Source organism: Sphingomonas sp. GW821-FHT12D09, from assembly GCF_058807215.1.
The window spans coordinates 325788-340234 of sequence record NZ_JBXAQL010000004.1 but is presented as its reverse complement, the minus strand read 5'-3'; the positions used below and the strand labels follow the sequence as shown (position 1 = coordinate 340234).

Sequence of the window (14447 nt, the reverse complement as noted above, 5' to 3'; positions counted from 1 at the left end):
ATTTGCCCCGTCTTGCGACGATCAGTGCTGCACTGCCTGCTCGAGCGGCACGGCGGGATTGGGCGGCACCGGCGGCTTGCCGATCCAGGCAAGGCCGCGCGCCAGGTCGAGCGTCACCACCCAGTTGCGCAGGAAGGGCATGCCGAGATTGCCGTCCATGATCATGTCGGGCGTGAAGGCGTCGGCGGTTGTCGCGCGGATGTCGCCCAGCACTTCGAAGTCCGCCGCCTGCTTGCCCTCCTGCCCGGGATCCATGCCCACCAGCGCCGCAACCGGCCTGGAGACGAGCACCGTGCCGCCATTGCCCGAATCGAGTTCGAACCACAGCGCGCCCTTCTTGGTCGGCACGGCGGCCATCACCGCCAGCGCGCTGCCGTCGAGCTCGCGCTTCAGCCGGATACGCAGCGGGCGCATGCCGGCGATGCGCGCGGCGCGGCTGGCTTCCGATTCGAGCGTCATCGTGCCCGCGGCGAAATCGAGCGTCACCGTGCGCCCCTCGAACAGGTTCAGCCCGATGATCCCGTCCAGCGCGGCATCGCGCGGGTTGTTCGCGGCCATGTCGATCAGGCCAGTCATCGGTGGCCTGGCGGTGATCCCGCCCACCGTAATCGCGACATCCTCGCCACAATGCGGCCCGTCGAAGCGGGTGCCCATCATGTTGTAGCCGGTGGCGCGGCCCCAGGGCTCGCAGCCCGCCTGCTTCGCCGTCTCGCGCGAGACGAGCGTGATGCCGGCGCCGGTGTCGAACAGATAGAGGTGCTTCCTGCCGCCGATCTCCGCCTCCAGCGCCCAGCGGGTGCGCCACGGCTGCATCTGGATCACCGCATCGGGCGTCGCGGGCAGTGCCTGCGCCTCGGCGGCGGGCATGGCGAGCAGCATCGCGAATGCGCCGGACAGGAACTTCATCGTCGGTCTCCCTGGATATTTTCCTCTCGTTCCGCCTGCGCATCTTTCGCGGCGATGAACCGCCACCTGTGCCGCGACCAAAGCCGCCCGGCGCGCGACCAAGGCGGACCAAAGAAAACGCCCCGGAAGTTTCCTCCCGGGGCGCCTTCTCGTTTCAGCCCGTCAGGCCGAGCATCAGTGGTGATGCCCGTCCTCGATGACCGGCAGCGTCTCGAACTGGTGGAACGGCGGCGGGCTCGACAGCGTCCATTCGAGCGTCGTCGCACCTTCGCCCCAGGGATTGCCCTCGGCCTTGCGGCCGGCGAACAGCGACCAGATGATGTTGACGAAGAAGATGAGCATCGACGTGGCCATGATCATGTAGCCGATCGTCGCGACATAGTTCCAATGCGCATAGGCATCGGGATAGTCGGGATAGCGGCGCGGCATGCCCTGCAGGCCCAGGAAGTGCATCGGGAAGAACATCACGTTCACGCCGATGAAGAACACCCAGAAGTGCAGCTGGCCGAGCAGCTCGCTGTACATGCGGCCGCTCATCTTCGGGAACCAGTAGTAGAAGCCGGCGAAGAGCGAGAACACCGCGCCGAGCGACAGCACATAGTGGAAGTGCGCGACGACGTAATAGGTGTCCTGCATATAGTCGTCGACGCCGCCATTGGCGAGCACGACGCCGGTCACGCCACCGACGGTGAACATGAAGATAAAGCCGATCGCCCAGACCATCGGGGTCTTGAAGCTGATCGAGCCGCCCCACATCGTGGCGATCCACGAGAAGATCTTCACGCCCGTCGGCACCGCGATCACCATGGTCGCGGCCGTGAAGTACATCTTCACGGTGACCGACATGCCGGTGGTGAACATGTGGTGCGCCCACACGACGAACCCGACCAGGCCGATCGCGACCATGGCATAGGCCATGCCGAGATAGCCGAACACCGGCTTGCGACTGAATGTCGCGATGATCTGGCTGACGATGCCGAAGCCCGGCAGGATCATGATATACACTTCGGGGTGGCCGAAGAACCAGAACAGGTGCTGGTAGAGCACCGGATCGCCGCCATATTGCGGATCGTAGAAGGCGGTGCCGAAGTTGCGGTCGGTCAGCAGCATGGTGATCGCGGCGGCGAGCACCGGCAGCGCCAGCAGCAGCAGGAAGGCAGTGATCAGCACCGACCACACGAACAGCGGCATCTTGTGCAGCGTCATGCCCGGCGCGCGCATGTTGAAGATGGTGGTGATGAAGTTGATCGCGCCCAGGATCGAGCTGGCGCCCGCCAGATGGAGCGACAGGATCGCCATGTCGACCGACGGCCCAGGCTCGCCATAGGTGGAGAGCGGGGCATAGACCGTCCAGCCGGTGCCCGCGCCGATGCCGACGAACGGCGAGCCGAGCAGCAGCAGGAAGGCCGGGATCAGCAGCCAGAACGAGATGTTGTTCATGCGCGGGAACGCCATGTCCGGCGCACCGATCATGATCGGCACGAACCAGTTGCCGAAGCCGCCGATCATCGCCGGCATGACCATGAAGAACACCATGATCAGGCCGTGCGCGGTGATCAGCACGTTCCAGAAGTGCATCGCATCGTCGAACGAGCCGTGCCCGTGCAGCATCGTCAGCCAGGTCGGCAGATACTGGATGCCCGGATGCATCAGCTCGGCGCGCATCAGGCCTGAGATGCTGCCGCCGATGATGCCCGCGATGATCGCGAAGATCAGGTAGAGCGTGCCGATGTCCTTGTGGTTCGTCGACATGAACCAGCGGGCAAAGAAGCCCGGTTTGTGATCGGCATCGTGGTGCCCGTGGTCGTCATGGGCGTGCGCATGCTCGTGGTCATGCGCGTGGAGGGCGATATCGGTCATGGTCTCAGTTGCCCGCGTTGCCGGCGCCCGCGGGGTTCGCGGTCGCGGCCTGATTGGTGGTCGCCGGGGTGGCGGTGGTGTTCTCGGTGGCCGGCTGGGCGCTGTTGCCCTCGGCCGCAGCGACCGGAGCCGCCGCGTTTGCCGTGGCGGCAGCAGCAGCCGCCGCAGCGACCTCGGCCGGCATGGTGCCGCCCTTCGACTTCACCCACTGGGCGAACTCGGCCGGCGACACGGCCTCCACCGCGATCGGCATGTACGCGTGGCGCGCGCCGCACAGTTCGGAGCACTGGCCGAAATACAGGCCCGGCTTCTCGATGATGAAGCTGGTTTCGTTCAGCTTGCCCGGCACCGCGTCGAGCTTGATCCAGAAGGCGGGCATCGCCCAACTGTGGATCACGTCCTGCGCAGTGGTGACCAGCCGGATCGGCACGCCGACCGGCAGAACGACGCGGGTGTCGGTCGCGAGCAGGCGCGGGCCGTCGGCGTCGGTGCGGTAGCGCTGGCCGGCAGGCACGTCGGCCCGCTCCTTCAGCATGTTGGCGGTCAGCTGGATGCCGCCATTGTCCGGATATTCATAGCTCCAGAACCACTGGTTGCCGATCGCCTTCAGCGTGATCGCGTCCTTGGGCGCCGGCTTGAACTGCGCGGCGAGCAGGCGGATCGACGGGACCGCGATTGCGATCAGGATCAGCACCGGCGCCAGCGTCCAGATGATCTCGATCGTCGTGTTGTGCGCGGTCTTGCTCGGCTCGGGATTCGCGGCCCGGCGATAGCGGACGATCACCCAGAGCAACAGGACCAGCACGAAGATCGAGATCGCAGTGATCAGCGGCACCAGCACCACATTGTGGAACCAGTGCGCTTCGCGCCCGGTCGGCGTAACCTGCTCCTGCAGCGTGATCGCATCCGCGGTCGGCTGGCCGATGCCCGGGGCCGCCTTGGTCAACGGCTTGCCAGCGGCATCGAGGGTGGGATCGGCCACGGTCGGCGTGGCGGCTGCAGCCGGCGCCGGAGCGGCCGTGCTGGCCGCCGGGGCGGCAGTGTTCGTAACTGGCCCCTGGGCCGAAGCGGGCATAGCGAAAGCCAGCCCCGCTGCCAGGAGAGTCGAAGTCAACCCAAGCATGCGCATCGTCAATTTTCACCCTGTTCCGCGAGAGCCCCGGGCTGGGAAAGGATTACCCCCAGTGCAACTGGCGTATACGAGGCACGCATCCATTCTCAACCCTTTTTGATCGCCCGTTGCGGTCGATAGGCGCTGGTCCTAAGGGAAAATGACAATCCCGAAGACGATGGAGCGAACATTGGAAGGCAACGCAGTTCTGGACGAGTTTCGTGCTGCAGGTGCGTTGCTCGAAGGCCATTTCATTCTTTCTTCTGGCCTTCGCTCTCCCATCTTCTTGCAAAAGATGCGTATTTTCGAAGACCCTGCCCGCACCGAACGTGTGTGCAGTGCACTAGGAAAGCTGATTCGCGAGAGTTTTGGGCAGGTCGATATGGTCGTCTCGCCGGCGATCGGCGGAATCATCCCCGGCTATGAAACTGCGCGCGCGCTCGGCTGCAAGGCGCTGTTCGTCGAGCGCGAGGACGGCGAGTTCCAGCTCCGCCGCGGCTTCGAGATCCCCGAAGGCGCCCGCATAGTGATGGTCGAGGACATCGTAACCACCGGGCTTTCGTCGCGCGAATGCATCGCCGCGATCCGCAAGCATCCGGGCGTGCTGCTCGGTGCTGCCTGCATCGTCGACCGTTCCAACGGCACCGCGGATGTCGGCGTGCCGCTGGTCTCGCTGCTCAAGATGGACGTGCCGGCCTATCCGGCCGACCAGCTACCCCCCGAGCTGGCGGCGATCCCCGCGACCAAGCCTGGCAGTCGCGCAATTGCCTGACGAGACAGGCCCTCTCCGCCTCGGCGTGAACATCGATCACGTCGCCACCGTGCGCAACGCGCGCGGCTCGGGCTATCCCGATCCGGTGCGCGCGGCGCTGCTCGCGGCAGAGGCCGGCGCCGACGGCATCACTGCGCACCTGCGCGAAGACCGCCGTCATATCACCGACGAGGATATCGCGCGCCTCTCGGCCGAACTTACCGTGCCGCTCAATCTGGAGATGGCTGCGACCGAAGAGATGCTGGCGATCGCGCTGCGCCATCGCCCGCACGCGGTGTGCATCGTGCCCGAGAAGCGCGAGGAGCGGACCACCGAGGGTGGGCTCGATGCCGCGGGCCTGCACAACCACCTCGCCCCGATGGTCGCCAGGCTGCGCGAGAATGGCAGCCGGGTCTCGCTGTTCATCGAGCCCGACGAGCGCCAGATCGACGCGGCGCTGCGCCTTGGCGCGCCGGTGGTCGAGCTGCACACCGGTCGCTATTGCGAACTGGCCGAGGATGGGCGGGAGGCCGAGCTGCGCCGCATCGCCGATGCCGCCGCGCTGGCGGTCAAGGCCGGGCTGGAGCCGCATGCCGGCCACGGCCTGACCTTCGACAATGTCATTCCCATCGCCGCGATCCCGCAGATCATGGAACTCAACATCGGCCATTTCCTGATCGGCGAGGCGATCTTCGACGGACTCGCCCCGGTGATCCGCCGCATGCGCGACCTGATGGACGCGGCGCGGTGAGGGTAGGGCGATGATCCTCGGCCTGGGCTCCGACCTGTGCAATATCGAGCGCATCCAGAAGTCGCTGGACCGTTTCGGGACACGCTTCGAGCAGCGCAGCTTCACCGATACCGAGATCGCCAAGGCCAGGACCCGCCCGCACAATTACGCCGCCACGCTCGCCAAGCGCTTCGCCGCCAAGGAAGCCTTCTCCAAGGCGGTGGGAACCGGGTTCAGCGCAGGCGTGTTCATGAAGGACATCGGCGTCGTCAATTCGCCATCGGGGGCACCTACCTTGGCTTTGACCGGCGGCGCGAAGGCCAGGCTTGACGCCATCACCCCCGAAGGTCACGTCGCCAAGGTGCATCTGACGCTGACGGACGATCATCCCTGGGCGTTTGCCATGGTGATGATCGAGGCGGTGAAGGAAGGTTGATGGCGGCGGACGAGTTGGCACTCGGACAGGAAGCATATGAGGAGGAGGCGGATGCCCGCCCGCGCACCGATTGGTGGGCAGAGGCGCGCGGCATCTTCTGGCTCGTGCTCGCCGTGCTCGGCTTCCACAGCCTGATCGCCAAGCCCTTCTTCATCCCCAGCGAATCGATGCTCCCCGGCCTGCTCGTCGGCGATCGGCTGGTGGTGACCAAATATCCGTACGGCTTCAGCTGGGTGACGCCGACCTTCCACGTCCTGCCGCACATGCCGGGCCGCATCCTGGGCAAGCTGCCCGAGCGCGGGGACGTGGTGATCGTCACGCCGCCCGGCACCAACACCGATTACATCAAGCGCGTGATGGGCCTGCCCGGCGACACGATCGGCGTGCGCGGCGGCATCGTCTATCTGAACGGTCAGGCGATCCCGCGCCGCGCGATGGAGGATCGCTACATCGCGGTCGATGCCAACACCCGTTGCGACGCGGATCACTATCCCGGTTTCCTCGTCATCCGGAACGGCAAGCAGTTCTGCCGCCTGCCGATCTTCCGCGAGACGTTGCCGGGCGGCCGCTCCTACGACACGGTGGACCTCGGCTTCCGCCCGGGCCGCGGCGACAATTATCCCGAGATCCGCGTGCCCCAGGGCAAGGTGTTCCTGATGGGCGACAATCGCGACAATTCGGCCGACAGCCGCTTCCCGCTCAGCCAGAACGGGCTGGGCGGCCCGGTGCCCTGGGAGAATATCGGCGGCCGCGCCGAGTTCATCACCTTCAGCCTGGACGGCAGCGCCAGCTGGAACCCGCTGACCTGGCCGCAAAGCTTCCGCCCCGGCCGCGCCGGCACGTCACTCCATCCGCAACGGGACAGCCAATGAGTGATCCGCTCGCCTCCGACAAGATCGATGTCGTCCAGGAGCCGGGGCCCAACGAGCTCCGCGATCCGATGGTCCGCGCCGAGATCAAGAAGGCGAGCGTGTGGTTCGGCATGGCGATCGCCGTCGCGCTGGTCGTGCTGCTGATCCAGCCCTTGCTGATCATCTTCGGCGGCCTGGTCTTCGCCTCGATGCTCAATGGCGGCGCGCGCCTGCTCGGGCGCATCCTGCCCATCCCGCGCACGCTGCGGCTGGTGATCGTCATCGTGCTGGTGATCGCCTTCTTCGGCGGCATCTTCTACATGACCGGCGTCCAGATCTCGGCCCAGGCCGAGCAGCTTCGCCACACGCTGGAAGTCCAGGCCAACAAGGTCGCCGCCTGGGTCGCCGAGCTCGGGCTGATGCCCGGTCGCTCGGACCTGACCGGCCTCGTCCAGCAGGCGCTGGGATCGGTCGGCCGGCTCACTTCGGCGGTGGGCTCGGCGATCGGCGCCGTTTCCAGCTTCCTGATGATCGTCATCATCGGCCTGTTCGTGGCGCTCGAGCCGCGCATCTATGAGCGCGGGCTGCAATGGCTGGTGCCGTCCGACGCGCGTGACCAGTTCGCCCTCACCATCGGCCGGATGGCGACGACGATGCGCCGCCTGCTCGCCGGGCGCCTGCTCGGCATGCTCGTCGAGGGCGTGCTGATCTGGATATTCCTCAGCATCGCCGGGGTGCCGATGGCGCTGCTGCTCGGCATCATAACCGGCGTGCTGGCCTTCATCCCCAATATCGGCGCCTTCGTCTCGGGCGTGATGATGGTCACGGTCGGCTTCAGCGCCGGGCAGGATACCGGGATCTGGGCGATCATCATCTATTTCGGCGTGCAGAATTTCGACGGCTATGTCGTCATCCCGATGGTGGCACGCCGCACGGTGGACATGCCGCCGGCGCTCACGCTCTCGTCGCAGATCCTCGCCAGCACGCTGTTCGGCGTGCTCGGTCTGGCGCTTGCGGATCCGATCGTCGCGATGATCAAGGTCGCGCTGGAGAGCGAGGCCGAGCGCGCGCACCGTGCGTCTTCTCCCGAGCATGGCCCGCGCCTCAAATGGCGGGCGCGGCTGCGCAAGGGCTATGCGGAGGAGGCACCGGCTCAGCTCGATCCGCCCCATCTTGATCCACCGACGGGCGCGGCATGATCCTCTACGATTATTTCCGCTCCTCGGCCGCCTACCGCGTCCGCATCGCGCTCAACTTGAAGGGCGTGACCTACCAGCGCCGCGACATCCTGCTGCTAGAGAACCAGCAGCGCAGCCCCGAGCATCTCGCGCGCAACCCCCAGGGCTTCGTGCCCGCGCTCGAAGTCGATGGCACGGTGATCACCCAGAGCCTGGCGATTATCGACTGGCTCGACGCGCGCCATCCCGAGCCCCGGCTGATCCCCGCCGATCCCGATGCCCGCGCCGCCGCGATGGCCCGCGCGCTGGTGATCGCCGCCGACACCCACCCGCTCAACAATCTCCGCGTGATGCGGCGGCTCAAGGAAATGGGCGTGGACGAAGCCGGCCGCAACGAATGGACCCGCCACTGGATCGCGGAAGGGTTCACTGCGTTGGAGGCGATGGCGGGGGACGGTCCGTTCCTCGGCGGCGCCGCTCCCGGTGTCGCAGATCTTTTCCTGGTGCCGCAAATGTACAATGCCCGCCGTTTCGAGCTGGTGCTCGATGCCTTCCCAAAGCTCGTCGCGATCGACGCAGCCGCCACCGCGCTGCCCGCCTTCGCCGCGGCCCATCCCGACGCCGTGGCGCCCAAGTGAGGCGGCTCGGGCTGGCGGCGGGCTTGTTGCTCGCCGCCCCCGCCTTCGCGCAGGACGCGGACGAAGCGCAGATCGTGGTCACCGGCCGCGGGCTCGAAGCGCCGCCGGGTGACGCCGCTTATGATGTGGTCACGATCGGCCGCGACCGCATCGCCGGTACCGCGAGCGGGCGCCTCGAAGACGCGCTGCGCGACGCCGCCGGGCTCGCCCAGTTCCGCCGCTCCGATTCGCGCTCGGCCCACCCGACCTCGCAGGGCATCACGCTGCGCGGTCTCGGCGGCAACGCCTCCAGCCGCGCACTGCTGCTGCTCGACGGCGTACCCCAGGCTGATCCGTTCGGCGGCTGGGTGGCGTTCCCCGCCTATCTCCCGAGTCGCCTCGCCGGCGCTCGCATCGTCCGCGGCAGCGGCAGCGGCTATGCAGGGCCGGGCGCGCTCGCCGGCACGATCGAGTTGGAGAGCGGCGGTCCCGCGCAACTCGGCGCCCTGAACCTCGATGCGCTTTACGGCAGCCGCGACAGCATCGACCTCTCCGGCGTCGGCGCGGCAAATCTCGGCAGCGGCTTCGTCACGCTTGCCGCGCAATATGCCCGGGGTGACGGTTTCACGCCGATCGTCGAAGCGAATCGCGGCCCGGTCGATCGTCCCGCGCCTTATGAGCAGGCCGCCATTGCCCTGCGCGCCGTCACCGATCTCGGCGGCGATACCGAACTCCAGGCCAATCTTTCCGCCTTCACCGATCACCGCGACCGCGGCGTCGATTTCACCAAGGTGAAGAGCGAAGGCGCCGATGCCAGTGTCCGGATCGTCGGCAAGGGCGCCTGGGGCTGGTCGGCGCTCGCCTATCTCCAGACGCGCGGCTTCGCCTCGGGCTTCGCCAGCGTCAACGATGCGCGCACCAGTGTCACCCCGACGCTGAACCAATATGCGGTCCCCGCCACCGGTATCGGTGCCCGCTTCGAGATAGCGCCACCCGTGGGTGGCGGCGTGACCTTGCGCCTCGGCAGCGACCTGCGCCGCGTCTCGGGCGAGACCGAGGAGCTCTATACCTATGTCGCCGGCAGCCCCACGCGGCGCCGCGTCGCCGGTGGCGAGAGCCTGACCCTCGGCGGCTTCGCCGACGCCAGCTACGAAAGCGGCCCGCTGACGCTCAGCCTGGGCGGCCGGCTCGACCATTGGGACATCACCAACGGCTCGCTGCTGGAAACGCCGCTGGCCGGCGGCGCGACGATCACCGACAGCCGCTTCCCCGATCGCCATGGCTGGGAAGCTTCAGGCCGCGCCGGCGCTGCCTACCGTCTCGGCACGGTGACGTTGCGCACCGCGGCCTATCGCGGCTGGCGCCCGCCGACGCTCAACGAGCTCTACCGCCCCTTCCGAGTCGGCGCGGACGCCACCGCGGCCAATGCCGGGCTCGATCCCGAGCGGCTGACGGGTGCCGAGATCGGCGCGGACTGGCATCCCACCGCCGCGCTCACCCTGCGCGCCACGGGCTATTGGAACCGGCTCGACGGCGCGATCGCCAATGTCACGCTGGCCCAGGGGCCAGGTACCTTCCCGGGCGTCGGGGTGGTTTCGGCGGCGGGCTTCTACCGCCAGCGCCAGAATCTCGATGCGGTGACTGCCAAGGGCGTCGAGCTCGACGGCCGCTGGACCGCAGGCGACCTGAGCCTTGCCGCCTCCTATGCCTTCACCGATTCGCGCGTCTCCGCTTCGGGCGCTGCCGCCGCGCTGGACGGTCTGCGTCCCGCCCAGACCGCGAAGCACCAGGCCAGCGCCACGCTCGGCTGGGCACACGAAGATGCCGGTGCCTCGCTCACCGCCCGCTATGCCGGTCCGCAGTTCGAGGATGACCAGAACAGCCGCACGCTGAAGGGCGCTGTCACCCTCGACGCCACCGCCGCGCTGCCGCTCACCCGCAGCTTTGCGCTCCAGGTCCGGGCGGAGAATATCTTCGACGCCGAGGTCCAGGCGGGGATCAGCGGCCCCGGGGTAGTCGAGCGCGCGATGCCGCGGACCCTGTGGGTGGGGGCGCGGCTGAAGCTGCGCTGAACTCTAATTCGTCAGCCCCGCCTTCGCGGGGATGACGGAAGTTGGGATATCGCCACCACCCGATCGAACAGCGCGAGATACTCCGCGATCGGATCGCCCGCTGCCGCCACCGGCGCGGGCCGCACCGCGTCGGCGCGCAACCAATGGTCGAGTGCTGCGACCAGCCCGTCGGCATCTTCTCGGTCGATCACCGTCCCCAGTTCGGCGCCATGTACGATCTCGCGCACCGCCACGCTCGATTCGGTCGAGACCACCGGCGTTCCCACCGACAGCGCCTCGCGCAGCACGCCGGGCACGCCTTCATAGTCCGAGGTGAGCACCGCTACCGCGGCCTCCCTGAGCGCGGGCAACGGATCGCCGGCGTGCCCCGGCATGGTCACCCGGTCGCCGAGCCCCAGCGCCGCCACCTGTGCCTCCAGCGCGGCCCGCGCGCCGCCTTCGCCGAGCAGCAGCAGCCTGATCTCCTGGTCCGCCAGCCGGGGCAGGGCGGCGAGCAGCCGGTCCCAGCGCTTCTGCGGCTCCAGCCGGCCGACGCCGATCAGGTAGCGGCCGTCGGGCAGCACCACCGGCACCGCTCCGGCGATCGCCGCCGCTGGCGGATTGGCGATCACGCTCACCCGGTCCGCGGGCATGCCCATCTCCGCCACCGCTTCCGCCGCCATCGCCGGGGTCATCGCCACGACATGGTCGAGGAAGCGCGGATGCAGCTTCAGCCATCGCCGATAGCGCCACGCCGCGCCCGGCGAGAGCTCGGGGCGGACCAGCGCGTTGGAGACCTTGGCGACGATCGGCGGGCAGTTGCGTCCCAGCCGCAGCCGGGTCGCCGCGGCGATCCCGCTATAGTGATTGCCCGCGCAGAAGATCAGATCAGGGCGAACGTCGCGCACGTGCGCCGCGAGCGACAGCAGCGCCGAATAGCGCGCATCGCCCAGCTCGATCAGCTCGATTTGCGGCGGGATTTCGGCGGCCAGCGGTCCCTCGCGGCTGCCCAGCACCAGCGTCACCTGGCGGCCCTCGTTCAGCCAACCCGCGGCCATGCGCAGCATCGCCCGCTCCACCCCGCCGCCCTGCAGCCGCTGGGCATAGGTGAGGATGTGCTGAGCCGGTTTGTTTTGGGTGCAGTGCAACATAAGCCCTTGCGGATTGCCACTCTTAGGCCCAAATCGCCCCCGCAATAAACCGCATTCTGCTGTCACCAGCCATTTTCGCGTTGGCGTTTCTGGGGGGCTGAACGCCGCAAAGCGCGGATAAAATGCTGTAATCGCTCGAATTCTCGGGCCGCGGAACATGAATCGGTGAATGAACCAGGTCTGGAGGCTTCGGTGAACACGAGCGTTGTCGAGGCCGCCCCCCTCCCGGGCGCACCCGACCTTGCGGGTCTGGAGCCCGTCGAAAAGATCAAGCGGCGCTGGCCGGCGCTGGTCGGTGGCGCGCTGACTCTGCTGATGATCGTGGCGCTGGGCCGCGAGCTGTTCGGATCGGGGCTGGCAGGCCTGTATCGCAACCTGCCGACCAACCCGCTCTTCTACCTGGTCTTCGCGCTCTATTATGTCGGCCCGCCGACCTTCGACTATGTGATTTTCAAGCGCCTCTGGCAGATCCCGCTCGCCGGGCTCGCCGCGCTCCACAAGAAGCGCATCTCGAACGAAGTGCTGTTCGGCTATTCGGGCGAGGCGTATTTCTACGCCTGGGCGCGCCAGCGCACCCAGATGGTGGCGGCGCCCTTCGGCGCGGTGAAGGACGTGATGATCCTGTCGGCAATCGCCGGCAACGCGATCACCCTGATCATGATGCTGGTCGGCCTGCCGCTCTATCTCGGCCTGGTGCCGCCGCACTACAAGCTGGCCGTGGTCGGCTCGGTCGCGGTGCTCGTGCTGATGTCGGTGCCCTTCCTGATCTTCTCGAAGCGCGTCTTCTCGCTGCCTCGCCGAGAGCTCTGGTGGATCTTCCTGGTGCATTGCGCCCGCATCGTCACCGGTTCGCTGCTCGTTTCGATCGCCTGGCATCTGGCGATGCCGAACGTGTCGATCGGCGTGTGGCTGATGATGGCGGCCGGCCGCCTGCTCGTCTGGCGCTTGCCGCTGGTGCCGAGCAAGGAAGCCGCCTTCGCCGCGATCACCGGCGTGGTGATCGGCCAGGGCTCGGCGATGTCCGAACTGATGGCGCTGATCGCCGGCCTTACCCTACTTACGCACGTCGCGCTGATCGGGGGCTTCAGCGCCCAGGCCCTGCTCACGAGGAACAAGCAGCAATGATCCGCCCCCTGATCGCCGGCCTCGCCGCCGCGCTCGCCTTGGCTGCGACGCCCGCCGCCGCGCAGCAGGACCCGGTCGATGGCAATTGCGCCACCCGCGCCGGCGTCTCGCTTTATGTGAACATCGCCGGTCTCAAGGATCGCACCGGCCGGCTGAAGCTTGAGCTTTATCCGCCGAACGAGACCGATTTCCTGCGCGACGACACCTCGCTCAAGCGCGAGAACAAGCCGTTCCGCCGGATCTGGGCGACCACGCCCGCCTCCGGGCCGGTCCGCCTGTGCATCCGCGCGCCCAGCGCCGGCACCTGGGCGGTGCTGTTCACGCACGACCGCGACGGCAAGAACAAGTTCAACTTCTGGGAGGACGGCGCAGGCTTTCCGAGCAACCAGAAGCTCGGCCGCAGCCGGCCCAAGGTGCGCCAGGCGCTGGTCAATGTCGGCCCCGGTGGTGGACAGATCACGATCACGGCCCAATATCTGAAGGGCCTGGGCGGCTTCGGCCCGCTCGAAGACTAAGGAAGGTGCCGCGCATGCGCATCGTCGACGTCAACGAGTTCTACTCGCCCACCGGCGGGGGCGTGCGTACCTATCTCGATCGCAAGATGGGGATCATGGCCGATATGGGCCATGAACTGATCGTCGTCGCGCCCGCGCTGGAGAATTCGATCGAAGAGCGTCCCGGCGGCGGCAAGATCTACTGGATGAAGGCGCCGCCGCTCATCCTCGATCGCAATTACGGCATCTTCGTCCTCGACGAGCCGATCTGGAACCTGCTCGACGAGCTGCAGCCCGATATCGTCGAGTGCAGCTCGCCCTGGCGCCCGTCCTGGACGGTGGCGCGTTGGAAGGGCGATGCCGTGAAGGTGTTCTTCGCGCACGGCGACCAGATCGGCGCCTATCCGCAGCGCTGGCTGGATAGCGTGGCCACGCCGATCCAGGTCGAGCAGGCATTCGCCTGGTACACGCGCTACATGAACGACTTCCTCAAATATTACGACGCGTTCGTCACCAACGGCCCGGCACTCGCCAAGCGCTTCCGCCGCCGCGGGATGAAGGTCGATGCGTCGATGCCGCTGGGGATCGAGCGAAACTGGTTCTCGCCCGATCTGCGTGACGAGAAATTGCGGGTGGCGCTGCTCGCCCAGCTTGGCCTGCCGCCCGAGGGCCATCTGCTGCTCGGCCTTGGCCGACACCACAAGGAAAAGCGCTGGCCGCTGGTGATCGATGCGGTCGAGGCGGCGGCGAACGACCTGCCCGTCGGCCTGATGCTGATCGGCGATGGCCCGCAACGCGGCGCGCTGGAACAGCGCATCGCCGGCAGCCCGCACATCAAGATCTTCAGACCCGTATACGACCGCGTCCGCTTCTCGCGGATCATGGCGAGCTGCGATGCGCTGATCCACGGATCGGACGCCGAGCCGTTCGGCCTGGTCGCGTCCGAGGCGCTTGCCTCGGGCCTGCCGCTGATCGGGCCCGACGAGGGCGGTTTCGCCGAGCTCGCCGACCCGCTGTTCGCCGAGACCTATCGCGCGCGCGACACCTATTCGGCCGCCGATGCGATCCGCCGCATTTTTGCCCGCGAGCCGGCCCTGTTGCGCAACGCCGCGCCATTGCGGGCCGCCGGCAGCTCGTAGACCGAGATCAGCAGGTCGCCGAGCGGCCAGCGGCCGCGCAGGCGATA

14 protein-coding genes are annotated in these 14447 nt (G+C 67.6%); 10 read left to right on the top strand and 4 right to left on the bottom strand.

The window, feature by feature from the left end; all coding sequences use genetic code 11:
- Positions 1-21: 21 nt before the first annotated feature.
- From AC1RPL_RS18835 to coxB, 3 genes are all read right to left on the bottom strand, one after another.
- Entirely contained in the window at positions 22-906 is an 885-nt protein-coding gene (locus AC1RPL_RS18835) for an aspartyl protease family protein (protein WP_493071537.1), read from the bottom strand.
- Positions 907-1080: 174 nt separating this feature from the next.
- Positions 1081-2766, bottom strand: coding sequence for a cytochrome c oxidase subunit I (gene ctaD, locus AC1RPL_RS18830; RefSeq protein WP_493071535.1), 1686 nt, complete (start codon positions 2764-2766; stop codon positions 1081-1083).
- A 4-nt stretch (positions 2767-2770) separates the two neighbouring features.
- Complete coding sequence (coxB, locus tag AC1RPL_RS18825) at positions 2771-3895, bottom strand: cytochrome c oxidase subunit II (protein ID WP_493071807.1); 1125 nt, start codon at positions 3893-3895, stop codon at positions 2771-2773.
- A 160-nt stretch (positions 3896-4055) separates the two neighbouring features.
- On the opposite strand from coxB, the gene pyrE reads away from it, so the two are divergent.
- From pyrE to AC1RPL_RS18790, 7 genes are read left to right on the top strand one after another with little or no spacing between them, the layout of a single operon-like run.
- Positions 4056-4649 carry an orotate phosphoribosyltransferase gene (gene pyrE, locus AC1RPL_RS18820; RefSeq protein ID WP_493071805.1) on the top strand — a complete coding sequence of 198 codons (594 nt, stop codon included), beginning with the start codon at positions 4056-4058 and terminating at the stop codon, positions 4647-4649.
- Positions 4642-5379, top strand: coding sequence for a pyridoxine 5'-phosphate synthase (locus tag AC1RPL_RS18815; protein WP_493071533.1), 738 nt, complete (start codon positions 4642-4644; stop codon positions 5377-5379). The genes pyrE and AC1RPL_RS18815 overlap by 8 nt, the downstream gene beginning before the upstream one ends.
- A gap of 10 nt (positions 5380-5389) precedes the next feature.
- A complete protein-coding gene (acpS, locus tag AC1RPL_RS18810; RefSeq protein ID WP_493071531.1) occupies positions 5390-5794 on the top strand; it encodes a holo-ACP synthase in 405 nt (134 codons plus the stop codon).
- Entirely contained in the window at positions 5794-6666 is an 873-nt protein-coding gene (gene lepB, locus AC1RPL_RS18805) for a signal peptidase I (RefSeq protein WP_493071529.1), read from the top strand. Before acpS ends, lepB begins: the two co-directional genes overlap by 1 nt.
- Positions 6663-7844 carry an AI-2E family transporter gene (locus AC1RPL_RS18800; protein ID WP_493071527.1) on the top strand — a complete coding sequence of 394 codons (1182 nt, stop codon included), beginning with the start codon at positions 6663-6665 and terminating at the stop codon, positions 7842-7844. The genes lepB and AC1RPL_RS18800 overlap by 4 nt, the downstream gene beginning before the upstream one ends.
- Positions 7841-8461, top strand: a complete 621-nt coding sequence (gene maiA, locus AC1RPL_RS18795; RefSeq protein WP_493071526.1) for a maleylacetoacetate isomerase — start codon at positions 7841-7843, stop codon at positions 8459-8461. The genes AC1RPL_RS18800 and maiA overlap by 4 nt, the downstream gene beginning before the upstream one ends.
- Positions 8458-10512 carry a TonB-dependent receptor gene (locus tag AC1RPL_RS18790; protein ID WP_493071525.1) on the top strand — a complete coding sequence of 685 codons (2055 nt, stop codon included), beginning with the start codon at positions 8458-8460 and terminating at the stop codon, positions 10510-10512. Before maiA ends, AC1RPL_RS18790 begins: the two co-directional genes overlap by 4 nt.
- A gap of 11 nt (positions 10513-10523) precedes the next feature.
- On the opposite strand, the gene AC1RPL_RS18785 is transcribed toward AC1RPL_RS18790, so the two are convergent.
- A complete protein-coding gene (locus AC1RPL_RS18785) occupies positions 10524-11639 on the bottom strand; it encodes a glycosyltransferase (RefSeq protein WP_493071523.1) in 1116 nt (371 codons plus the stop codon).
- Positions 11640-11834: 195 nt separating this feature from the next.
- Between AC1RPL_RS18785 and AC1RPL_RS18780 the strand changes: the two genes are divergently transcribed.
- Genes AC1RPL_RS18780 through AC1RPL_RS18770 form a run of 3 tightly spaced genes read left to right on the top strand, consistent with a single transcriptional unit; the run spans position 11835 to position 14400 of the window.
- Positions 11835-12767, top strand: coding sequence for a hypothetical protein (locus tag AC1RPL_RS18780; RefSeq protein WP_493071522.1), 933 nt, complete (start codon positions 11835-11837; stop codon positions 12765-12767).
- Positions 12764-13282 carry a DUF2141 domain-containing protein gene (locus AC1RPL_RS18775; RefSeq protein ID WP_493071520.1) on the top strand — a complete coding sequence of 173 codons (519 nt, stop codon included), beginning with the start codon at positions 12764-12766 and terminating at the stop codon, positions 13280-13282. The genes AC1RPL_RS18780 and AC1RPL_RS18775 overlap by 4 nt, the downstream gene beginning before the upstream one ends.
- Before the next feature lie 14 nt (positions 13283-13296).
- Complete coding sequence (locus tag AC1RPL_RS18770) at positions 13297-14400, top strand: glycosyltransferase (RefSeq protein WP_493071518.1); 1104 nt, start codon at positions 13297-13299, stop codon at positions 14398-14400.
- Positions 14401-14447 lie beyond the last annotated feature (47 nt).

Coding starts and splice junctions, on each gene's coding strand:
- pyrE (WP_493071805.1), top strand. CDS start 4,056: ATGGAGCGAACATTGGAAGGCAACGCAGTTCTGGACGAGTTTCGTGCT.
- coxB (WP_493071807.1), bottom strand. CDS start 3,895: ATGCGCATGCTTGGGTTGACTTCGACTCTCCTGGCAGCGGGGCTGGCT.
- AC1RPL_RS18835 (WP_493071537.1), bottom strand. CDS start 906: ATGAAGTTCCTGTCCGGCGCATTCGCGATGCTGCTCGCCATGCCCGCC.
- AC1RPL_RS18775 (WP_493071520.1), top strand. CDS start 12,764: ATGATCCGCCCCCTGATCGCCGGCCTCGCCGCCGCGCTCGCCTTGGCT.
- AC1RPL_RS18770 (WP_493071518.1), top strand. CDS start 13,297: ATGCGCATCGTCGACGTCAACGAGTTCTACTCGCCCACCGGCGGGGGC.
- maiA (WP_493071526.1), top strand. CDS start 7,841: ATGATCCTCTACGATTATTTCCGCTCCTCGGCCGCCTACCGCGTCCGC.
- lepB (WP_493071529.1), top strand. CDS start 5,794: ATGGCGGCGGACGAGTTGGCACTCGGACAGGAAGCATATGAGGAGGAG.
- acpS (WP_493071531.1), top strand. CDS start 5,390: ATGATCCTCGGCCTGGGCTCCGACCTGTGCAATATCGAGCGCATCCAG.
- ctaD (WP_493071535.1), bottom strand. CDS start 2,766: ATGACCGATATCGCCCTCCACGCGCATGACCACGAGCATGCGCACGCC.
- AC1RPL_RS18800 (WP_493071527.1), top strand. CDS start 6,663: ATGAGTGATCCGCTCGCCTCCGACAAGATCGATGTCGTCCAGGAGCCG.